A 19,949-nucleotide genomic window follows, 5' to 3' on the forward strand; every position below is an offset into this window, starting at 1 on the left:
CCGTTCCTGATGCCAATCGAAGACGTATTCTCGATCTCCGGTCGTGGCACCGTGGTAACTGGCCGTATCGAGCGCGGTATCGTCAAGATTCAGGAAGAAATCGAAATCGTTGGTCTGCGTGATACCACCAAGACCACCTGTACCGGTGTTGAAATGTTCCGCAAGCTGCTCGATGAAGGTCGTGCTGGCGAGAACTGCGGCGTTCTGCTGCGCGGCACCAAGCGTGACGACGTTGAGCGTGGCCAGGTTCTGGTCAAGCCAGGTTCGGTTAAGCCGCACACCACCTTTACCGCAGAAGTGTATGTGTTGAGCAAAGAAGAAGGCGGTCGTCACACTCCGTTCTTCAAAGGCTACCGTCCTCAGTTCTACTTCCGTACTACTGACGTAACTGGTAACTGCGAACTGCCGGAAGGCGTTGAGATGGTAATGCCAGGTGACAACATTCAGATGACTGTCACTCTGATCAAGACCATCGCAATGGAAGAAGGTCTGCGTTTCGCCATTCGTGAAGGCGGTCGTACCGTCGGCGCCGGCGTCGTAGCCAAAATCATTGCGTAAGTGATGGTTTAAGAAAAGGCCCCCGCTTGCGGGGGCTTTTTTATTGGGTTGACACCTGCTAGGGGCGTCTATAGAATCACGCCTCCTTTTAACGGGCGTATTGCGTCCGTTGGGAATAGCAGCTTGGAATCTGAGGTCAAAATGCAAAATCAACAAATCCGTATTCGGTTGAAGGCTTTTGACCATCGCCTGATCGATCAATCAACCCAGGAAATCGTGGAAACCGCGAAACGTACTGGTGCTCAGGTGCGTGGTCCTATTCCTCTGCCTACCCGCAAAGAGCGGTTCACCGTACTGACCTCGCCACACGTCAACAAAGACGCGCGTGATCAGTTCGAGATCCGTACTCATAAGCGTGTTCTGGACATCGTCCAGCCAACGGATAAAACCGTTGACGCGCTGATGAAGCTTGATCTTGCGGCTGGTGTGGAAGTGCAGATCAGCCTCGGCTAAGACCGCTTTAGGTTTTAGTCGTGTAACGCTCTGAAATGGGCGGCCATAGCGGGTGAAAGCCCCGTACACTCATGAGGTTACAACATGACTATTGGTGTAGTCGGTCGAAAGGCGGGTATGACCCGTATTTTCACCGAAGAAGGTGTCTCCATTCCGGTTACGGTCATTGAGATCGAGCCGAATCGCGTCACTCAGTTCAAAACTGAAGAGTCCGATGGCTATCGTGCAGTGCAAGTCACTGTCGGCGAGCGTCGTGCTTCACGTGTCAGCAAGGCGCAAGCCGGTCATTTCGCTAAGGCGAACGTCGCGGCAGGTCGCACTGTTATGGAATTCCGTCTTGAAGAAGGCGAGTACCAGGCAGGTGATCTGATCAACGCTGAAATATTCCAAGCTGGTCAACTGGTGGATGTCACCGGTCAGTCCAAAGGTAAAGGCTTTGCCGGTACCATCAAGCGTTGGAACTTCCGCGGCCAAGACAACACTCACGGTAACTCCGTGTCCCACCGTGTTCCGGGTTCTATCGGCCAGTGCCAGACTCCGGGTCGCGTATTCAAGGGCAAAAAAATGTCCGGTCATATGGGCGCTGAGCGCGTGACCGTGCAGTCCCTGGAAGTAGTGCGGGTTGACGCTGAACGCAATCTGTTGCTGGTCAAGGGTGCTGTTCCTGGCGCTACTGGCGGCAACCTGGTTGTACGTCCAGCGGCCAAGGCTCGCGGTTAAGGGGAAGCTGACATGCAATTAAATGTAAATGGCGCTCAAGCAATCGAAGTATCCGAAGCCACTTTTGGCGGCGCATACAACGAGACCCTGGTTCACCAAGCAGTTGTGGCCTACATGGCCGGCGGCCGTCAGGGCAGCAAGCAGCAGAAGACCCGTTCCGACGTATCCGGTGGCGGTAAGCGCCCTTGGCGTCAGAAGGGTACCGGTCGTGCTCGTGCAGGTACCACTCGTGGTCCGATCTGGCGTGGCGGTGGTGTGACCTTCGCGGCTCGTCCGCAGAATCACGATCAAAAGCTGAACAAGAAGATGTATCGCGCTGCATTGCGTTCGATTCTTGCCGAGCTGGTTCGTACTGATCGTTTGATCGTCGTCGAAGACTTCAGCGTTGAAGCTCCGAAGACCAAAGAACTGTTGGGCAAGTTGAATGGCATGGGTCTGACCGATGTGCTGATCGTGTCCGATGCTATTGATGAGAATCTGTACCTGGCTGCTCGCAACCTGCCACACGTTGATGTTCGTGACGTGCAGGGTTCCGATCCAGTTAGTCTGATCGCGTATGAAAAGGTGCTGGTCACCGTTTCTGCCGTGAAGAAATTCGAGGAGCTGCTGGGATGAACCAGGAACGCGTATTTAAAGTGCTGCTTGGCCCGCACATCTCCGAGAAGGCCACGGTTCTCGCTGACAAGAAAAGTCAGTTCGTTTTCAAGGTTGCAACCGATGCAACCAAGCTGGAAATCAAGAAGGCCGTCGAAAGCCTGTTCAGCGTGAATGTTGCTGCTGTTAATACCGTGAATGTTCTCGGTAAGACCAAGCGCAATGCTCGCGGCCTGGGCAAGCGTAACGACTGGAAGAAAGCGATCATCTCGCTTCAGCCAGGCCAAGATCTCGATTTCGCCAGCAGTGCTGAGTAAGGAAGGGGTGCATCATGGCAATCGTTAAATGCAAACCGACTTCCCCTGGCCGCCGTTTTGTGGTCAAGGTGGTCAATCAGGAGCTGCATAAAGGCGCTCCTTACGCTCCGCTGCTTGAGAAGAAGTCGAAGACTGGCGGTCGTAACAACAATGGTCGTATCACCACCCGTCATATCGGTGGTGGCCACAAACAGCATTACCGTCTGGTTGATTTTCGTCGCAACGACAAAGATGGCATTCCAGCCACTGTTGAGCGTATTGAATACGATCCGAACCGTACCGCACACATCGCTCTGCTGATGTATGCAGACGGCGAGCGTCGCTACATCATCGCCCCTAAAGGCGTGAGTGCTGGCGATCAGCTGGTAGCTGGCATCATGGCTCCGATCAAGCCGGGCAACAGTCTGCAACTGCGCAACATTCCAGTTGGTAGCACTGTTCACGGTATCGAAATGAAGCCGGGTAAAGGTGCTCAGATCGCTCGTTCCGCTGGTGCTTCGGCTCAGCTGATTGCGCGTGAAGGCGTCTACGTGACCCTGCGTCTGCGTTCCGGTGAAATGCGTAAAGTTCTGGCTGAATGCCGTGCGACCCTGGGTGAAGTCTCGAACTCCGAGCACAGCCTGCGTTCGCTGGGTAAAGCTGGTGCCAAACGCTGGCGTGGCGTTCGCCCAACCGTTCGTGGTGTTGCCATGAACCCGGTTGACCACCCACACGGTGGTGGTGAAGGTCGTACCTCTGGTGGTCGTCATCCGGTGTCTCCATGGGGCTTCCCGACGAAGGGCGCGAAGACTCGTGGTAACAAACGCACCGACAACATGATCGTCCGTCGTCGCAAGTAAATAGAGGGATACGACAGTGCCACGTTCTCTGAAAAAAGGTCCTTTTATTGATCTTCACCTACTGAAGAAGATCGAAGTGGCGGTGGAAAAGAATGATCGCAAGCCGGTGAAAACCTGGTCGCGTCGTTCGATGATCCTGCCACAAATGGTCGGTCTGACCATCGCTGTACACAACGGTCGTCAACATGTCCCAGTTCTCGTGAACGAAGACATGGTCGGTCACAAACTGGGCGAATTTGCCGGCACTCGTACCTATCGTGGGCACGTGGCTGACAAGAAAGCCAAGCGTTAAGGGGTTAGGAAATGGAAGTAGCCGCTAAGTTGTCGGGCGCTCGCATCTCCGCCCAGAAAGCCCGCTTGGTCGCCGACCAGATCCGCGGGAAGAAGGTGGGCGAAGCGCTCAACCTCCTGGCTTTCAGCAGTAAGAAAGCCGCCGAGATCATTAAGAAAGTGCTGGAGTCGGCTGTAGCCAACGCCGAGCACAACGAAGGCGCAGACGTTGATGACTTGAAGGTCAGCACCGTTTTCGTCAACGAAGGGCGTTCGCTGAAGCGCATCATGCCGCGTGCCAAAGGCCGCGCTGATCGCATCGTCAAGCGGTCTTGCCATATCACTGTCAAGGTTGCGGACAAGTAACGGAGTCGATCAGATGGGTCAGAAAGTACATCCCATTGGCATTCGCCTGGGAATCGTCAAGGAGCACACCTCCGTCTGGTACGCCAGCGGTCGGACTTATGCGGACTATTTGTTCGCTGATCTGAAGGTGCGCGAGTATCTCCAAGACAAACTAAAAAGCGCGTCCGTAAGCCGTATCGACATTGCTCGTCCGGCTCAAACTGCACGTATCACCATCCACACTGCTCGTCCCGGTATCGTTATCGGTAAGAAAGGTGAAGATGTTGAGAAACTGCGTCAGGACCTGACCAAGCAAATGGGTGTGCCTGTGCACATCAATATCGAAGAGATCCGCAAGCCGGAACTCGACGGTATGCTGGTTGCGCAGAGCGTAGCTCAGCAGCTGGAGCGTCGTGTGATGTTCCGTCGCGCTATGAAGCGCGCTGTACAGAACGCCATGCGTATTGGTGCCAAGGGCATCAAAATCCAAGTGAGCGGTCGTCTCGGCGGTGCTGAAATCGCACGTACCGAATGGTATCGCGAAGGTCGTGTGCCGTTGCACACCCTGCGTGCCGATATCGACTATGCCACGTACGAAGCGCACACCACTTATGGTGTGATCGGTGTCAAGGTTTGGATCTTCAAAGGCGAAGTAATTGGTGGCCTTAAAGAAGAGCTAAAACCCCAAGCGCCTGCGCCTCGTAAAAAAGCTGCTAAGTAAGGAGTACGCAAAATGTTGCAACCAAAGCGTACGAAGTTCCGTAAGCAGATGACCGGCCACAACCGTGGTCTGGCTCAGCGCGGCAGCAAAGTTAGCTTCGGCGAATTTGCGCTGAAGTCTGTTGCTCGCGGTCGTCTCACCGCCCGTCAGATTGAGTCCGCTCGTCGTGCTCTGACTCGTCACGTTAAGCGTGGCGGGAAAATCTGGATTCGCGTTTTCCCGGACAAGCCGATCTCCAAGAAGCCTCTTGAAGTGCGGATGGGTAAAGGGAAGGGTAGCGTTGAATATTGGGTAGCCCAGATCCAGCCAGGCAAAGTCCTGTATGAGATCGAAGGCGTTTCCGAAGAGTTGGCGCGTGAGGCTTTTGCCCTGGCTGCTGCAAAGCTGCCGCTCGCCACCACTTTTGTTAAGCGGACGGTGATGTGATGAAGGCGAATGAACTTCGTGAAAAATCAGCACAGCAGCTGAACGAGCAACTGCTCGGCCTGCTGCGCGACCAGTTCAATCTGCGTATGCAGAAAGCAACTGGCCAGTTGGGGCAGTCTCACCTGCTCTCGCAAGTTAAGCGCGACATCGCTCGTGTGAAAACTGTGCTCAACCAGCAGGCAGGTAAGTGATCATGGCTGAAGCCGAAAAAACAGTCCGTACGCTGACCGGCCGTGTCGTCAGCGACAAGATGGACAAGACCATCACCGTATTGATCGAGCGTCGCGTTAAGCACCCGATCTACGGCAAATATGTCAAGCGTTCGACCAAGCTGCACGCTCACGACGAAACCAACCAGAGCAAGATCGGTGACAAAGTTTCCATTCGCGAAACTCGTCCCGTTGCCAAGACCAAGTCTTGGGCGCTGGTTGAGATCCTCGAACGCGCAGTGGAAGTCTAAGGGCTAAGGGTCGGAGAAATTATATGATTCAGACTCAATCCATGCTCGACGTCGCTGACAACAGCGGTGCTCGTCGCGTTATGTGTATCAAGGTGCTGGGCGGTTCGCACCGCCGTTATGCTGGCATCGGCGACATCATCAAAGTTACCGTTAAGGAAGCAATTCCACGCGGTAAAGTGAAGAAGGGCCAAGTGATGACTGCTGTGGTAGTCCGCACTCGTCACGGCGTTCGTCGCCCTGACGGCTCGATCATTCGCTTTGATGGCAACGCTGCTGTTCTGCTGAACAACAAGCAAGAGCCAATCGGCACTCGTATTTTTGGGCCAGTGACTCGTGAACTTCGTACTGAGAAGTTCATGAAGATCGTCTCGCTCGCCCCTGAAGTGCTCTAAGGAGATCCGACATGCAAAAGATTCGTCGTGACGACGAGATCATCGTGATCGCCGGCAAAGACAAAGGTAAGCGTGGCAAGGTGCTCAAGGTTCTCGCTGACGACCGTTTGGTCGTTGGTGGGATCAACTTGGTTAAGCGCCATACCAAGCCGAACCCGATGTCGGGCGTTCAGGGCGGTATCGTCGAGAAAGAAGCGCCATTGCACGCTTCTAACGTGGCCATCTTCAATGGCGAAACCAACAAGGCTGATCGCGTTGGTTTCAAAGTAGAAGACGGTAAAAAAATTCGTGTCTTCAAGTCGACCCAAAAAGCGGTTGATGCTTGAACACTGCTAGGTAGAAGACCATGGCACGACTAAAAGAGATTTACCGGAAAGAAATCGCTCCCAAGCTTAAGGAAGAACTTAAGCTGGCGAACGTGATGGAAGTTCCGCGCATCACCAAGATCACCCTTAACATGGGCCTGGGCGAAGCAATCGGTGATAAGAAAATCATCGAGCACGCTGTTGCCGACCTGGAAAAGATTACCGGTCAGAAAGTCGTTGTGACTCATGCCCGTAAGTCGATTGCAGGCTTCAAGGTTCGTGAGGGCTGGCCGATTGGCGTCAAAGTAACTCTGCGCCGCGAGCGTATGTACGAGTTCCTGGATCGTCTGCTGTCCATCTCCCTGCCGCGCGTGCGTGACTTCCGCGGCCTGAATGCCAAGTCCTTCGATGGTCGTGGCAACTACAGCATGGGCGTGAAAGAGCAGATCATCTTCCCGGAAATCGACTACGACAAGATCGATGCCCTGCGTGGTCTGGACATTACCCTGACCACCACTGCCCGTACGGATGATGAAGGTCGCGCCTTGCTGCGTGCTTTCAAATTCCCGTTCCGCAACTGATTGGAGTTGGATCATGGCCAAAACCAGCATGAAAAACCGCGAGCTGAAGCGTCAGCAAACGGTAGCCAAGTACGCTAAAAAGCGTGCCGAGCTGAAAGCTACCATCGCCGATCTGAACGCCAGTCCGGAAGCGCGTTGGGAAGCACAAGTAGCGCTGCAGAAGCAGCCGCGTGACGCCAGCGCCTCGCGCCTGCGTAATCGCTGCCGCATTACCGGTCGTCCGCACGGCGTTTATCGCAAGTTCGGTCTGTCGCGTATCAAGCTGCGTGAAGCTGCAATGCGTGGTGATGTACCAGGTCTGGTTAAAGCCAGCTGGTAAAAACAAAGCCGGCCTAGCGCCGGCTTTGTCTTATCTGTGAATCAGGCCCCTTTGGGGCTTGATTCATTTTTGATCAGTCTCTAGAATGCTCGGCTCGCCTGAGCCTGGGTTTAATTTTTCTCAGAATTCTCAGCGACTGTAGCCGCAAGGCTAATTCTTTTTGTATCAGGAGCGTCTAGCCCATGAGTATGCAGGACCCGTTAGCGGACATGCTAACTCGTATCCGTAATGCCCAGATGGCTGAAAAGTCCGTCGTAAGCATGCCGTCTTCCACGTTGAAGGTGGCTGTAGCCAAAGTTTTGAAAGACGAAGGTTATATTGCGGGTTATCAGATCAGCGGTGAAGTTAAGCCGCAGCTGTCCATCGAGCTGAAATACTTCGAAGGCCGTCCGGTTATCGAAGAAGTTAAGCGCGTGAGCCGTCCAGGCCTTCGCCAATACAAATCCGTCGATGACCTGCCGAAAGTTCGTGGCGGTCTCGGTGTTTCCATCGTCTCCACCAACAAGGGTGTGATGACGGACCGCGCTGCGCGCGCTGCCGGTGTCGGCGGCGAAGTGCTTTGCACAGTGTTCTAAGGGGGGATAAGCATGTCTCGCGTTGCTAAGAACCCCGTTGTGTTGCCAGCTGGTGTTGAGGTCAAACTCGCCGGTCAGCAACTCTCGGTAAAGGGTGCCAAGGGTACTCTAGAACTGAACGTTCACTCGTCCGTTGAAGTTCTGCAAGAAGCTGGTGAGCTGCGTTTCGCTGCTCGCAATGGCGATCAGCAGACTCGTGCAATGGCCGGTACCACTCGCGCCCTGGTCAACAATATGGTGATCGGTGTTAGCGCTGGCTTCGAGCGTAAGCTGCAGCTGGTTGGTGTTGGTTACAAAGCGCAAGCCAAAGGTCAGGTGCTGAACCTCGCTCTCGGCTTCTCCCATCCGATCGACTATGAGTTGCCGGACGGTGTAGTTGCTGAAACCCCGAACCAGACCGAGATCCTGATCAAGGGTGTCGACAAACAACTGGTTGGTCAGGTCGCTGCGGAGATTCGTGACTTCCGTCGTCCTGAACCTTACAAGGGCAAAGGTGTTCGTTACGCTGACGAAGTCGTCCGCCGTAAAGAAGCCAAGAAGAAGTAGGGCATAGCAAATGACCGACAAAAAAGTTACTCGACTGCGTCGCGCTCGCAAAGCACGCCTGAAAATGCACGAGCTCGAAGCCGTGCGTCTCTGCGTGTATCGCTCTTCGCAGCACATCTATGCCCAGGTCATTTCGGCCGACGGCAGCAAGGTTCTGGCCAGCGCCTCTACCTTGGACAAAGCACTGCGTGACGGCGCCACTGGCAACGTCGACGCGGCCAAGAAAGTTGGTGAGCTGGTTGCCGAGCGTGCGAAAGCCGCTGGTGTAACTCAGGTTGCATTCGACCGTTCTGGCTTCAAGTACCACGGCCGCGTCAAGGCGCTGGCTGATGCTGCTCGTGAAGGCGGGCTGGAGTTTTAAGTTATGGCAAATAACGACCAAAAGCGCGACGAAGGCTATATCGAGAAGCTGGTACAGGTTAACCGCGTTGCCAAGACCGTTAAGGGTGGCCGTATCTTCACTTTCACCGCGTTGACCGTGGTTGGTGATGGTAAGGGTCGCGTCGGTTTCGGCCGTGGCAAGTCCCGTGAAGTGCCTGCTGCCATCCAAAAAGCGATGGAAGCTGCTCGTCGCAACATGATCCAAGTTGATCTGAATGGCACCACTCTGCAGTACGCAATGAAGTCTGCCCATGGCGCCTCCAAGGTGTACATGCAGCCTGCTTCTGAAGGTACCGGCATCATCGCCGGCGGCGCTATGCGTGCCGTTCTGGAAGTGGCTGGCGTACAGAACGTTCTGGCTAAGTGCTACGGCTCGACTAACCCTGTGAACGTGGTGTACGCCACTTTCAAAGGTTTGAAAGCTATGCAGTCGCCAGGTTCTGTTGCGGCTAAGCGTGGCAAGAGCGTCGAGGAGATTCTCTAATCATGGCTAATACCGTAAAAGTCACGCTGATCAAAAGCATGACCGGCCGTATCCCCAACCATAAGCTCTGCGTTAAGGGTCTGGGTCTGCGTCGCATCGGTCACACCGTAGAAGTGCTGGATACTCCCGAGAATCGCGGGATGATCAACAAGGCTTACTACATGCTGCGAGTCGAGGGTTAATTCATGTACCTGAACGATTTGAGTCCTGCGCCGGGTTCCCGTCGCGAGAAGCACCGTCCGGGCCGTGGTATCGGTAGCGGTTTGGGTAAGACTGGTGGCCGCGGCCACAAAGGTCAGACCTCCCGCTCCGGTGGCACCATTGCTCCGGGTTTCGAAGGCGGCCAGCAGCCTCTGCACCGCCGTCTGCCTAAGTTCGGTTTCGTTTCTTTGAAGGCTATGGATCGCGCAGAAGTGCGTACTTCCGAGCTGAATAAAATCGAAGGCGGCATTGTTACTCTGCAGTCGCTGAAGGATGCCAATCTGATTAACCAAAGCGTACAGCGTGTGAAAGTCATGCTGTCCGGTGAGGTTACTCAGGCAGTCACCCTTAAAGGTATCGCCGCCACCAAAGGTGCGCGCGCGGCTATCGAAGCAGCTGGCGGTAAGTTCGAGGAATAAATGGCTAAGCAAGGTGCTCTCTCAGCGCTCAGCAATGGCGGGTTATCCGAGCTCTGGGCTCGTCTGCGCTTTCTGTTCATGGCGATCATCGTCTATCGGATAGGTGCACACATCCCGGTTCCTGGTATCAACCCTGATCGGCTGGCGGACCTGTTTCGACAGAATGAGGGGACCATTCTTAGCTTGTTCAACATGTTTTCCGGCGGCGCGCTGGAGCGTATGAGCATTTTTGCACTGGGGATCATGCCGTACATTTCGGCGTCGATCATCATGCAGCTCATGACCGCTGTTAGCCCGCAGCTGGAGCAGTTGAAGAAGGAAGGTGAAGCTGGCCGTCGTAAGATTAGCCAGTACACCCGCTACGGCACCCTCGTCCTGGCATTTGTCCAAGCCATCGGTATGTCCGTTGGTCTGGCCAGTCAGGGCGTAGCGTTTACAGTTGATTTCGGCTTCCACTTCGTTGCAGTCACCACGTTTGTGGCGGGTGCAATGTTCATGATGTGGCTGGGCGAGCAGATCACTGAGCGTGGTGTTGGCAACGGTATTTCGATGCTGATCTTTGCAGGCATCGTAGCCGGTCTGCCGTCGGCGATTGGGCAGTCTTTCGAGTCTGCTCGCCAGGGTGATATCAATATCTTTGCCCTGATCGCCATCGGTTTGCTGGCAGTAGCGATTATCGGTTTCGTGGTGTTCATTGAGCGTGGTCAGCGTCGCATAGCGGTGCACTACGCCAAGCGTCAGCAGGGCCGTAAGGTCTTCGCTGCGCAGACTAGCCACTTGCCGTTGAAGGTGAACATGGCGGGGGTTATCCCGGCTATTTTCGCCAGCAGCCTTCTGTTATTCCCGGCTTCGCTGGGTGCCTGGTTTGGTCAGTCTGAAGGTATGGGCTGGCTGCAGGATATTTCACAGGCTATCGCTCCTGGTCAGCCGTTGAATATTTTGCTGTTTAGTGCAGGGATCGTTTTCTTCTGCTTCTTCTATACAGCGCTGATGTTCAACCCGAAAGACGTAGCGGAGAACCTGAAGAAGTCCGGTGCCTTTATTCCGGGTATCCGTCCCGGTGAGCAATCGGCGCGCTATATCGATGGCGTGTTGACTCGCTTGACCATGTTCGGTGCTCTGTACATGACGGCCGTATGCTTGTTGCCCCAGTTCCTGGTGGTGGCTGCCAACGTACCGTTCTATCTTGGCGGGACCTCGTTGCTGATCGTGGTAGTGGTTGTGATGGACTTTATGTCGCAAGTACAATCGCACCTCGTTTCGCACCAGTACGAATCCCTGATGAAGAAAGCCAACCTGAAGGGCTACGGCAGCGGCATGCTGCGCTGAAGTCCATAAGGTTCGAGGAGTTGGTGATGAAAGTTCGTGCATCGGTGAAAAAGCTGTGCCGCAACTGCAAAATTATCCGTCGCGAAGGTGTTGTTCGCGTCATTTGCAGTGCGGAGCCGCGTCACAAGCAGCGCCAAGGCTGAGTGTGAGTGAAGTGACAAGCCCGGCAGCTAGTGCGCTGCCGGGTTGATTATTTGTTTTTACAGCGTTAATATCTCGCGCCCTATTTCTTGGCTTCCGGGGCGTAGGTAGCTGTCAATTGGAGTTCCACTGAATGGCCCGTATTGCAGGCGTTAACATTCCGGATAACAAGCACACTGTTATCTCGTTGACCTACATCTATGGTGTTGGTCGCACAACTGCACAGAAAGTCTGTGCTGCCGCCGGCGTTAATCCGGCTGCAAAGATCAAAGATCTCTCTGACGAGCAGATCGAGCAGCTGCGTGGCGAAGTAGCCAAGGTGAATACCGAAGGCGACCTGCGTCGTGAAGTGAACATGAAAATCAAGCGCTTGATGGACCTGGGTTGCTACCGCGGCCTGCGTCATCGTCGTGGTCTGCCGGCTCGCGGTCAGCGTACCAAGACCAACGCGCGTACCCGTAAGGGCCCGCGTAAGCCGATCCGCAAGTAATCGCATTCGCGCATCGACAGGAATCTAGTCATGGCAAAACCTGCTGCTCGTACTCGTAAGAAAGTCAAAAAGACGGTGGTTGATGGCATCGCCCACATCCACGCCTCTTTCAACAACACAATCGTGACCATTACTGACCGTCAGGGCAACGCCCTGTCTTGGGCTACCTCTGGTGGTTCGGGTTTCCGCGGCTCGCGTAAAAGCACCCCGTTCGCCGCCCAGGTGGCTGCAGAACGTGCTGGTCAAGCTGCGCTGGAATACGGCCTGAAGAACCTCGACGTTAACGTCAAGGGTCCCGGTCCGGGTCGTGAGTCCGCTGTCCGTGCTTTGAACGGTTGCGGCTATAAGATCGCCAGCATCACCGATGTGACGCCAATCCCGCATAACGGGTGCCGTCCTTCGAAGAAGCGTCGCGTGTAATCAGGAGACAGTGAGAAATGGCTCGTTACATTGGTCCCAAATGCAAACTGTCTCGTCGTGAAGGCACAGATCTTTTCCTGAAAAGCGGTGTTCGCGCCCTGGAATCGAAGTGCAACATCGAAGCAGCCCCAGGTATTCACGGTCAGCGCCGTGGCCGTCAGTCCGACTACGGCACCCAGCTGCGTGAGAAGCAAAAAGTTCGCCGTATCTATGGCGTACTTGAGCGTCAATTCAGCGGTTATTACAAAGAAGCAGCCGGCAAGAAAGGCGCTACTGGTGAGAACCTGCTGCAACTGCTCGAGTGCCGTCTGGATAACGTGGTTTATCGCATGGGCTACGGCGCTACCCGCGCTGAATCCCGTCAGCTGGTATCGCACAAGGCGATCAGCGTAAACGGTAAAACTGTCAACGTACCGTCCTACCAGGTTCGTGCTGGTGACGTGGTTGCAGTCCGCGAGAAGTCGAAGAATCAGCTGCGCATTGTTCAAGCTCTCGAGCTGTGTGCCCAGCGTGGCCGCGTTGAATGGGTAGAAGTAGACACTGAGAAGAAGTCTGGCGTGTTCAAAAGCGTCCCGGCTCGCAGTGACCTCTCCGCTGACATCAACGAAAGCCTGATTGTCGAGCTCTACTCCAAGTAAGGGCTAGAAAATAGGTGCATCCATGCAGATTTCGGTAAATGAGTTCCTGACCCCCCGTCACATTGATGTGCAGGTGGTCAGTTCGACCCGCGCCAAGATCACTCTCGAGCCTCTCGAGCGTGGCTTTGGCCATACCCTGGGCAACGCGCTGCGCCGCATCCTGTTGTCCTCCATGCCTGGCTGTGCAGTAGTCGAGGCCGAGATTGACGGTGTGCTCCATGAGTACAGCGCCATCGAAGGTGTTCAGGAAGACGTCATTGAAATCCTGCTCAACCTGAAAGGTCTGGCTGTCAAGCTGCACGGTCGTGACGAAGTGACACTGACTCTGGCGAAGAAGGGCTCGGGCGTAGTTACCGCTGCCGATATTCAGCTGGATCACGATGTCGAAATCGTCAATGGCGACCACGTAATCGCCAACCTGGCTTCCACTGGCGCGCTGAACATGAAGCTCACCATAGCTCGTGGTCGCGGCTATGAGCCGGCTGACGCGCGTCAGAGCGATGAAGATGAAAGCCGCAGCATTGGTCGCTTGCAGCTGGATGCTTCGTTCAGCCCGGTACGTCGTGTGTCGTACGTGGTGGAAAACGCTCGTGTTGAGCAGCGTACTAACCTAGACAAACTGGTTATCGACCTGGAGACCAACGGTACTCTGGACCCTGAAGAGGCTATCCGCCGCGCTGCAACTATTCTGCAACAGCAGTTGGCTGCGTTCGTCGACCTCAAAGGTGACAGTGAGCCTGTTGTTATCGAGCAGGAAGATGAGATCGATCCGATCCTCCTCCGTCCGGTTGATGACCTGGAACTGACTGTACGTTCGGCTAACTGCCTCAAGGCAGAGAACATTTACTACATCGGCGATCTGATTCAGCGCACCGAAGTAGAACTGTTGAAAACGCCGAACCTGGGCAAGAAATCCCTGACCGAAATCAAGGATGTTCTGGCTTCTCGCGGTCTGTCCCTCGGTATGCGCCTCGACAACTGGCCGCCGGCAAGTCTGAAGAAAGACGATAAGGCGACTGCCTGATCGTCATCATCACCGAACGTGAGTTTGGTAAGGAATTGAACCATGCGTCATCGTAAAAGTGGCCGTCACCTCAGCCGCACCAGCGCACACCGCAAGGCCATGTTCCAGAACATGGCGGTATCGCTGTTCGAGCATGAGCTGATCAAAACTACTCTGCCGAAAGCCAAAGAGCTGCGTCGCGTTGCCGAGCCGCTGATTACTCTGGCAAAAGAAGACAGCGTTGCTAACCGTCGTTTGGCCTTCGATCGTACTCGTTCGAAAGCCATCGTCGGCAAGCTGTTCAACGACCTGGGCAAGCGCTACGCCACCCGTCAGGGCGGTTACCTGCGTATCCTCAAGTGCGGCTTCCGCACTGGCGACAATGCTCCAATGGCTTATGTTGAGCTGGTTGACCGTCCGGTCGCTGGTGCAGCTGTAGACGCTGAGTAAGTCGTAGGTTGTATAAGAAACCGGGCCTTGGCCCGGTTTTTTTATGGCTGGAATAAGCCCTGCAATGACGTTTGTCATACGCCGCTATATGCGGTGTGCTTGACCCGCCGCCTGTGGGCGGCCAGCATTAGCCCATATTTGCCGCGTGCTAGGAAAATATCCATGAAAGGCCATATAGAAGTCATCGATTACCTGAAGGTGCTGCTCAAGGGCGAGCTGGCGGCTCGTGATCAGTACTTTGTGCATTCGCGGCTGTATGAGGATTGGGGTTTCAGCAAGCTGTACGAGCGGATCAACCATGAAATGGAAGAGGAGACTCAGCACGCTGATGCCATCCTCAAGCGCATTCTATTTTTGGAAGGCACGCCGGATATGGTTCCCGACAGCTTCCGTTTTGGCCAGAGCGTGCCGGAGATGCTCAAGCTCGATCTGACGCTGGAATATCAGGTGCGCGCGGCGTTGAGCAAGGGCATCGCCCTGTGCGAGCAGCATCAGGACTACCAGACCCGCGACATCCTGCTGGTGCAGCTAAAGGATACCGAAGAGGATCACGCTTATTGGCTTGAGGTTCAGTTAGGGCTGATCGACCGACTCGGTTTGGAGAACTACCTGCAGGCGCAGATGTAAACGTTCAATCGTGCAAAAAAAGCCCCGCATCTGCGGGGCTTTTTCTTTGGTTGGGCTTAATCCCGGTCTCGCTCCAGCAGCGGCTTGAGGAAATAGCCGGTGTGCGACTGCGGCATTTCGGCGACTTCTTCCGGGGTGCCGACAGAGATGATCTGCCCGCCTTTGGAACCGCCTTCCGGGCCGAGATCCACCAGCCAGTCGGCAGTCTTAATCACGTCCAGGTTGTGCTCGATCACCACCACAGTGTTGCCGTGGTCGCGTAGGCGGTGCAATACATCAAGCAGTTGTTGGATATCGGCGAAGTGCAGGCCGGTGGTCGGCTCATCAAGGATATACAGGGTTTTGCCTGTGTCGCGTTTGCTCAGCTCGCGCGACAGTTTGACTCGCTGAGCCTCGCCGCCGGACAGGGTGGTCGCGCTCTGGCCCAGTTTGATATAGGACAGGCCAACGTCCATCAGCGTCTGCAGCTTGCGCGCCAGCGCCGGCACGGCATCGAAGAATACCCGCGCCTCCTCGATGGTCATGTCGAGCACTTCGGTAATGCTCTTGCCCTTGTATTTGATCTCCAAGGTCTCACGGTTGTAGCGCTTGCTCTTGCATACGTCGCAGGGCACGTAGATGTCCGGCAAAAAGTGCATTTCTACCTTGATCAAACCGTCGCCCTGGCAGGCCTCGCAGCGACCGCCCTTGACGTTGAAGCTGAAGCGCCCTGGGCCGTAACCGCGCGAGCGTGATTCAGGCACGCCGGCGAACAGTTCGCGGATCGGGGTGAACAGCCCGGTGTAGGTTGCCGGGTTGGAGCGCGGTGTGCGGCCAATCGGGCTCTGGTCGATATCGACCACCTTGTCCAGATGCTGCAGGCCGTCGATGCTGTCGTGGGCGGCGGCTTCGAGGGTGGTGGCGCCGTTCAGTGCGGTGGCGCTGAGCGGAAACAGGGTGTTGTTGATCAGCGTCGATTTGCCCGAGCCGGACACTCCGGTGACGCAGGTGAGCAGGCCGATCGGGATTTCCAGGTCAACATTGCGCAGGTTGTTGCCGCGCGCACCCTTGATCTTCAGCGAGAGTTTCTTGTCCCGTGGCGTGCGCTTGGCCGGTACTTTGATCTTCACGCGCCCCGAGAGGTATTTGCCGGTCAGCGAATCCGGGTGGGCCATGACTTCGGCTGCCGTGCCCTGGGCGACGATCTGCCCGCCGTGCACACCTGCACCCGGGCCGATATCGACCACGTAGTCGGCCATGCGGATGGCGTCTTCGTCGTGCTCGACCACGATCACCGTGTTGCCGATATCACGCAGGTGGCGCAGGGTGCCGAGCAGGCGCTCGTTGTCGCGTTGATGCAGGCCGATGCTTGGCTCATCGAGGATATACATCACCCCGACCAGGCCGGCACCGATCTGGCTGGCCAGACGAATACGTTGCGCCTCACCGCCGGACAGGGTGTCGGCGCTGCGGTCGAGTGTCAGGTAGTCGAGGCCGACGTTGACCAGAAACTGCAGGCGCTCGCGGATCTCTTTGAGGATCTTCTCGGCGATTTCGCCGCGTCGCCCGGGCAAAGCCAGGCTGCCGAAATACTCGGTGGCATCGCCAATCGGCATACCGCTGACGGCTGGCAAAGTTTTCTCGCCAACCCAGACGTGGCGCGCTTCGCGGCGCAGGCGGGTGCCGCGGCAATCCTGGCAGGCCTGGGTGCTGAGAAACTTGGCCAGTTCTTCGCGCACGCTGGTGGATTCGGTCTCGCGGTAGCGCCGTTCTAGGTTGGGCACGATGCCTTCGAAGGGGTGTGAGCGCTTGACGATATCGCCGCGGTCATTCAGGTATTTGAAGTCGACGTTCTGCGTGCCGCTGCCGAACAGGATGCATTTCTGGTGTTCGGCGCTGAGCTCGTCGAACGGCACTTCCAGGCTGAAGCCGTAATGCGCGGCGAGGGAGCCGAGCATCTGGAAGTAATAGACGTTGCGTCGGTCCCAGCCACGGATCGCGCCTTCGGCCAGGGTCAGCTCGCCGTTGACCAGGCGCTTGGTGTCGAAGAACTGTTTGACCCCCAGGCCGTCACAGGTCGGGCAGGCGCCAGCTGGGTTGTTGAAGGAGAACAGCTTGGGTTCCAGTTCGCTGATCGAGTGGCCGCACACTGGGCAGGCAAAGCGGGCGGAGAAGATGATTTCTTCGCCTTCCTCACCTTCCATTGGTGCGATCAGGGCCAGGCCGTCGGCCAGTTTCAGCGCGGTTTCGAAGGATTCGGCCAGGCGCTGCTGCAGATCGCCACGGGCTTTGAAGCGATCCACCACGGCATCGATGCTGTGCTTCTTCTGTTTGTCGAGTTTCGGCAGTTCGTCCAGCTCGTAAATCTTGCCGTTGACCCGCACGCGGACGAAGCCCTGGGCGCGCAGCTCGTCGAAGATCGCCAGGTGCTCGCCCTTACGCTCGCGAATCACCGGGGCCAGCAGCATCAGCTTGCTGCCTTCGGGCAAGGCCAGCACCTGGTCGACCATCTGGCTGACGGTCTGCGCTTCCAGCGGTAGATCGTGGTCCGGGCAGCGCGGAATACCGGCGCGGGCGTAGAGCAGGCGCAGGTAGTCATAGATCTCGGTGATGGTGCCGACGGTGGAGCGCGGGTTGTGCGACGTGGATTTCTGCTCGATGGAGATCGCTGGCGACAAGCCTTCGATGGTGTCGACATCGGGCTTTTCCATCATCGACAGAAACTGCCGGGCGTAGGCCGACAGCGACTCGACGTAGCGGCGCTGGCCCTCGGCGTAGAGGGTATCGAAGGCCAGTGACGACTTGCCGGAACCGGACAGGCCGGTGATCACGATCAACTTGTCGCGTGGCAGGGTCAGGTCGATGTTTTTCAGGTTATGGGTGCGCGCACCCCGAATCAGAATCTTGTCCACAAACAACAGCCTCGCATGGCGGGCGGAAAACCACCGAGTATAGGGCCTTGGACAGCGGCGCGGCAAAGCGTCACTGCTGTGCCGCATGGTTTGAGTGCTGCTAGAATCGCCGCCTATTTTCACAGAGCGTTTTCCATGCACGATCCACACAACGAGCGCATGAGCGGCAATGAAACCCGCGCGGCCGGTGGTCTGGCGCTGGTGTTTGCGTTCCGTATGCTCGGCATGTTTATGGTGCTGCCGGTGCTGGCGACCTATGGCATGGAGTTACAGGGCAGCACGCCGGCGCTGATCGGTCTGGCGATAGGCGCTTACGGTTTGACTCAGGCATTTCTGCAAATTCCATTTGGCATGCTCAGTGATCGCATCGGCCGACGGCCGGTGATCTATGTCGGTCTGTTGATTTTTGCCGCCGGTAGCCTGCTGGCGGCCAATGCCGACTCGATCTATGGGGTGATTACCGGGCGTATTCTGCAAGGCGCCGGGGCGATCTCGGCGGCAGTGATGGCGCTGCTGTCTGATCTGACTCGTGAGCAGCATCGGACCAAGGCCATGGCCATGGTAGGCATGAGCATCGGCCTGTCGTTTGCCGTGGCGATGGTGGTCGGCCCGCTGCTGACCCGCGCCTTTGGTCTATCCGGTCTGTTTCTCGCCACCGCGGCCATGGCGCTGCTCGGTATCGTTATCGTCGCTGGTCTGGTGCCCAGTTCTGCTGGGCCGTTGCAGCATCGCGAGTCTGGGGTAAGCAAGCAGGCGTTGCTACCGACGCTCAAGCACGCGGATCTGCTGCGTTTGGATTTCGGCATTCTGGTGCTGCACGCGATTCTGATGGCCAGCTTTATCGCCTTGCCGCTGGCGCTGGTGGAGCAGGGCGGCCTGGCCAAGGAAGAGCACTGGTGGGTCTATCTCACCGCGCTTCTGGTGGGCTTCTTCGGCATGGTGCCGTTCATTATTTACGGCGAGAAAAAACGCCGGATGAAGCATGTGCTGCTCGGCGCGGTGACGGTGCTGCTACTGTGTGAGCTGTTCTTCTGGTGGTTTGGCACTAGCCTGCGCGCGCTGGTGCTCGGTACGGTGGTGTTCTTTACCGCGTTCAACCTGCTTGAAGCGTCCTTGCCGTCGCTGATCAGCAAGGTTGCGCCGGCGGGCGGCAAAGGCACTGCGATGGGGGTGTATTCCACCAGCCAGTTCCTCGGCGCGGCCATCGGCGGCATTCTGGGGGGCTGGCTTTATCAGCACTACAGCCTGTCGGGCGTGTTTGCAGGCTGCGCAGTGCTGGCTCTTTTTTGGCTGGCCTTTGCTGTTACTATGCGCGAACCGCCGTATGTCACCAGCCTGCGCCTGCCGCTATCAGCTGCGGCTTTGCAAGAGGTTGGGTTGGCCGAGCGTTTACAGGCTGTGCCCGGAGTGGCGGATGCCGTAGTGGTGCGCGATGAAGCGGCCATCTATATCAAAGTGGATACCCAACAATTGGACCGCACGTCCCTTGAGCGCCTCATAGAGCCGGCGCCGGTGGCGTGCTGAAAGCCTAGGAGAACGTTATGGCCCGTGGGGTTAACAAAGTCATTCTGGTCGGTACCTGCGGACAGGACCCGGAAACCCGCTACCTGCCGAGCGGCAACGCGGTCACCAACCTGAGCCTGGCGACCAGCGAGCAGTGGACCGACAAGCAGACCGGTCAGAAGGTCGAGAAAACCGAGTGGCACCGTGTGTCGCTGTTCGGCAAGGTTGCCGAGATTGCCGGCGAGTACCTGCGCAAAGGTTCGCAGGTGTATATCGAAGGCAAGCTGCAAACCCGCGAGTGGGAAAAAGACGGCGTCAAGCGCTACACCACCGAAATCATCGTCGACATGCAGGGCACGATGCAGTTGCTGGGCGGTCGTCCGGACAACGCCGGTGGCGGTGACTCCGCGCCACGTCAGCAGCGCCCTGCGCCGCAGCGTGAACCACAACAGTCGGCACCACGTCCGGCTCCGCAGCAGGCGCCTCAGCCAGCCGCGGATTTCGACAGTTTTGATGACGATATCCCGTTCTGATCAGCTGAGTTAGCGCTC

Annotated in this window: 33 protein-coding genes; 32 read left to right on the top strand and 1 reads right to left on the bottom strand. The window is 56.5% G+C overall.

Annotation, left to right across the window (positions count from 1 at the left end; all coding sequences use genetic code 11):
- From AACX99_RS15215 to bfr, 30 genes are all read left to right on the top strand, one after another.
- A partial coding sequence (locus AACX99_RS15215; protein WP_339413086.1) for an EF-Tu C-terminal domain-related protein occupies window positions 1-558 on the top strand: 558 nt, incomplete at its 5' end.
- Window positions 559-699: 141 nt separating this feature from the next.
- The gene (gene rpsJ / locus AACX99_RS15220) at window positions 700-1,011 is read left to right on the top strand and encodes a 30S ribosomal protein S10 (RefSeq protein WP_010486970.1); all 312 of its coding nucleotides are present in this window, start codon (window positions 700-702) and stop codon (window positions 1,009-1,011) included.
- Window positions 1,012-1,095: 84 nt separating this feature from the next.
- On the top strand, window positions 1,096-1,731 hold the full coding sequence (rplC, locus tag AACX99_RS15225; protein ID WP_090255807.1) for a 50S ribosomal protein L3: 636 nt from the start codon (window positions 1,096-1,098) through the stop codon (window positions 1,729-1,731).
- A gap of 12 nt (window positions 1,732-1,743) precedes the next feature.
- A complete protein-coding gene (gene rplD, locus AACX99_RS15230) occupies window positions 1,744-2,346 on the top strand; it encodes a 50S ribosomal protein L4 (RefSeq protein ID WP_090255805.1) in 603 nt (200 codons plus the stop codon).
- Entirely contained in the window at window positions 2,343-2,642 is a 300-nt protein-coding gene (rplW, locus tag AACX99_RS15235; protein WP_160089364.1) for a 50S ribosomal protein L23, read from the top strand. Before rplD ends, rplW begins: the two co-directional genes overlap by 4 nt.
- 14 nt (window positions 2,643-2,656) lie before the next feature.
- Window positions 2,657-3,481, top strand: a complete 825-nt coding sequence (gene rplB / locus AACX99_RS15240) for a 50S ribosomal protein L2 (protein WP_339413094.1) — start codon at window positions 2,657-2,659, stop codon at window positions 3,479-3,481.
- 16 nt (window positions 3,482-3,497) lie between these two features.
- On the top strand, window positions 3,498-3,773 hold the full coding sequence (rpsS, locus tag AACX99_RS15245) for a 30S ribosomal protein S19 (protein WP_010486981.1): 276 nt from the start codon (window positions 3,498-3,500) through the stop codon (window positions 3,771-3,773).
- A gap of 11 nt (window positions 3,774-3,784) precedes the next feature.
- Window positions 3,785-4,117 (top strand): 50S ribosomal protein L22, encoded by a 333-nt coding sequence (gene rplV, locus AACX99_RS15250; protein ID WP_003210077.1) that lies wholly within the window; start codon window positions 3,785-3,787, stop codon window positions 4,115-4,117.
- A 13-nt stretch (window positions 4,118-4,130) separates the two neighbouring features.
- Window positions 4,131-4,817: a 30S ribosomal protein S3 gene (gene rpsC / locus AACX99_RS15255; protein WP_069519907.1), complete on the top strand. Its 687-nt coding sequence runs from the start codon at window positions 4,131-4,133 to the stop codon at window positions 4,815-4,817.
- 12 nt (window positions 4,818-4,829) lie between these two features.
- Entirely contained in the window at window positions 4,830-5,243 is a 414-nt protein-coding gene (gene rplP / locus AACX99_RS15260; protein ID WP_090255798.1) for a 50S ribosomal protein L16, read from the top strand.
- The gene (gene rpmC / locus AACX99_RS15265) at window positions 5,243-5,434 is read left to right on the top strand and encodes a 50S ribosomal protein L29 (RefSeq protein WP_002555481.1); all 192 of its coding nucleotides are present in this window, start codon (window positions 5,243-5,245) and stop codon (window positions 5,432-5,434) included. Before rplP ends, rpmC begins: the two co-directional genes overlap by 1 nt.
- A gap of 2 nt (window positions 5,435-5,436) precedes the next feature.
- Window positions 5,437-5,703, top strand: a complete 267-nt coding sequence (gene rpsQ, locus AACX99_RS15270) for a 30S ribosomal protein S17 (RefSeq protein ID WP_090243097.1) — start codon at window positions 5,437-5,439, stop codon at window positions 5,701-5,703.
- A gap of 23 nt (window positions 5,704-5,726) precedes the next feature.
- Window positions 5,727-6,095, top strand: coding sequence for a 50S ribosomal protein L14 (rplN, locus tag AACX99_RS15275; protein WP_003281831.1), 369 nt, complete (start codon window positions 5,727-5,729; stop codon window positions 6,093-6,095).
- Window positions 6,096-6,106: 11 nt separating this feature from the next.
- A complete protein-coding gene (gene rplX, locus AACX99_RS15280; RefSeq protein WP_009397501.1) occupies window positions 6,107-6,421 on the top strand; it encodes a 50S ribosomal protein L24 in 315 nt (104 codons plus the stop codon).
- A gap of 20 nt (window positions 6,422-6,441) precedes the next feature.
- Window positions 6,442-6,981, top strand: coding sequence for a 50S ribosomal protein L5 (gene rplE / locus AACX99_RS15285; RefSeq protein ID WP_090255796.1), 540 nt, complete (start codon window positions 6,442-6,444; stop codon window positions 6,979-6,981).
- Between the two features lie 13 nt (window positions 6,982-6,994).
- Complete coding sequence (rpsN, locus tag AACX99_RS15290) at window positions 6,995-7,300, top strand: 30S ribosomal protein S14 (protein ID WP_090243102.1); 306 nt, start codon at window positions 6,995-6,997, stop codon at window positions 7,298-7,300.
- 182 nt (window positions 7,301-7,482) lie between these two features.
- Window positions 7,483-7,875, top strand: a complete 393-nt coding sequence (rpsH, locus tag AACX99_RS15295) for a 30S ribosomal protein S8 (protein WP_069519903.1) — start codon at window positions 7,483-7,485, stop codon at window positions 7,873-7,875.
- A gap of 12 nt (window positions 7,876-7,887) precedes the next feature.
- Window positions 7,888-8,421, top strand: a complete 534-nt coding sequence (gene rplF, locus AACX99_RS15300) for a 50S ribosomal protein L6 (RefSeq protein WP_339413101.1) — start codon at window positions 7,888-7,890, stop codon at window positions 8,419-8,421.
- A gap of 10 nt (window positions 8,422-8,431) precedes the next feature.
- Window positions 8,432-8,782, top strand: a complete 351-nt coding sequence (rplR, locus tag AACX99_RS15305) for a 50S ribosomal protein L18 (RefSeq protein ID WP_003293038.1) — start codon at window positions 8,432-8,434, stop codon at window positions 8,780-8,782.
- A 3-nt stretch (window positions 8,783-8,785) separates the two neighbouring features.
- Window positions 8,786-9,286, top strand: coding sequence for a 30S ribosomal protein S5 (rpsE, locus tag AACX99_RS15310; protein WP_090255789.1), 501 nt, complete (start codon window positions 8,786-8,788; stop codon window positions 9,284-9,286).
- Between the two features lie 2 nt (window positions 9,287-9,288).
- Complete coding sequence (gene rpmD, locus AACX99_RS15315; protein ID WP_079204534.1) at window positions 9,289-9,468, top strand: 50S ribosomal protein L30; 180 nt, start codon at window positions 9,289-9,291, stop codon at window positions 9,466-9,468.
- 3 nt (window positions 9,469-9,471) lie between these two features.
- On the top strand, window positions 9,472-9,906 hold the full coding sequence (gene rplO, locus AACX99_RS15320) for a 50S ribosomal protein L15 (RefSeq protein WP_339413104.1): 435 nt from the start codon (window positions 9,472-9,474) through the stop codon (window positions 9,904-9,906).
- Complete coding sequence (gene secY / locus AACX99_RS15325; protein WP_275962038.1) at window positions 9,907-11,235, top strand: preprotein translocase subunit SecY; 1,329 nt, start codon at window positions 9,907-9,909, stop codon at window positions 11,233-11,235.
- Between the two features lie 26 nt (window positions 11,236-11,261).
- Entirely contained in the window at window positions 11,262-11,378 is a 117-nt protein-coding gene (rpmJ, locus tag AACX99_RS15330; RefSeq protein ID WP_002555468.1) for a 50S ribosomal protein L36, read from the top strand.
- Between the two features lie 131 nt (window positions 11,379-11,509).
- A complete protein-coding gene (rpsM, locus tag AACX99_RS15335; protein ID WP_090255786.1) occupies window positions 11,510-11,866 on the top strand; it encodes a 30S ribosomal protein S13 in 357 nt (118 codons plus the stop codon).
- Window positions 11,867-11,896: 30 nt separating this feature from the next.
- Window positions 11,897-12,286, top strand: a complete 390-nt coding sequence (rpsK, locus tag AACX99_RS15340) for a 30S ribosomal protein S11 (protein ID WP_013789773.1) — start codon at window positions 11,897-11,899, stop codon at window positions 12,284-12,286.
- 17 nt (window positions 12,287-12,303) lie between these two features.
- Complete coding sequence (gene rpsD, locus AACX99_RS15345; RefSeq protein WP_166363229.1) at window positions 12,304-12,924, top strand: 30S ribosomal protein S4; 621 nt, start codon at window positions 12,304-12,306, stop codon at window positions 12,922-12,924.
- Window positions 12,925-12,946: 22 nt separating this feature from the next.
- Window positions 12,947-13,948 carry a DNA-directed RNA polymerase subunit alpha gene (locus AACX99_RS15350; protein WP_090255780.1) on the top strand — a complete coding sequence of 334 codons (1,002 nt, stop codon included), beginning with the start codon at window positions 12,947-12,949 and terminating at the stop codon, window positions 13,946-13,948.
- Window positions 13,949-13,990: 42 nt separating this feature from the next.
- Entirely contained in the window at window positions 13,991-14,377 is a 387-nt protein-coding gene (gene rplQ / locus AACX99_RS15355) for a 50S ribosomal protein L17 (RefSeq protein WP_069519894.1), read from the top strand.
- A 162-nt stretch (window positions 14,378-14,539) separates the two neighbouring features.
- Window positions 14,540-15,004, top strand: coding sequence for a bacterioferritin (gene bfr, locus AACX99_RS15360; protein WP_339413109.1), 465 nt, complete (start codon window positions 14,540-14,542; stop codon window positions 15,002-15,004).
- 56 nt (window positions 15,005-15,060) lie between these two features.
- On the opposite strand, the gene uvrA is transcribed toward bfr, so the two are convergent.
- Window positions 15,061-17,895 carry an excinuclease ABC subunit UvrA gene (uvrA, locus tag AACX99_RS15365; RefSeq protein WP_339413111.1) on the bottom strand — a complete coding sequence of 945 codons (2,835 nt, stop codon included), beginning with the start codon at window positions 17,893-17,895 and terminating at the stop codon, window positions 15,061-15,063.
- A 135-nt stretch (window positions 17,896-18,030) separates the two neighbouring features.
- Here uvrA and AACX99_RS15370 point away from each other — a divergent pair, with 135 nt between their 5' ends.
- A complete protein-coding gene (locus AACX99_RS15370; RefSeq protein ID WP_339413113.1) occupies window positions 18,031-19,419 on the top strand; it encodes an MFS transporter in 1,389 nt (462 codons plus the stop codon).
- 17 nt (window positions 19,420-19,436) lie between these two features.
- Window positions 19,437-19,931 carry a single-stranded DNA-binding protein gene (locus AACX99_RS15375; RefSeq protein WP_275962031.1) on the top strand — a complete coding sequence of 165 codons (495 nt, stop codon included), beginning with the start codon at window positions 19,437-19,439 and terminating at the stop codon, window positions 19,929-19,931.
- The last annotated feature ends 18 nt before the right edge of the window (window positions 19,932-19,949 follow it).

This window comes from Pseudomonas sp. EA_35y_Pfl2_R5 (genome assembly GCF_963970805.1).
Classification (GTDB): Bacteria; Pseudomonadota; Gammaproteobacteria; order Pseudomonadales; family Pseudomonadaceae; genus Aquipseudomonas.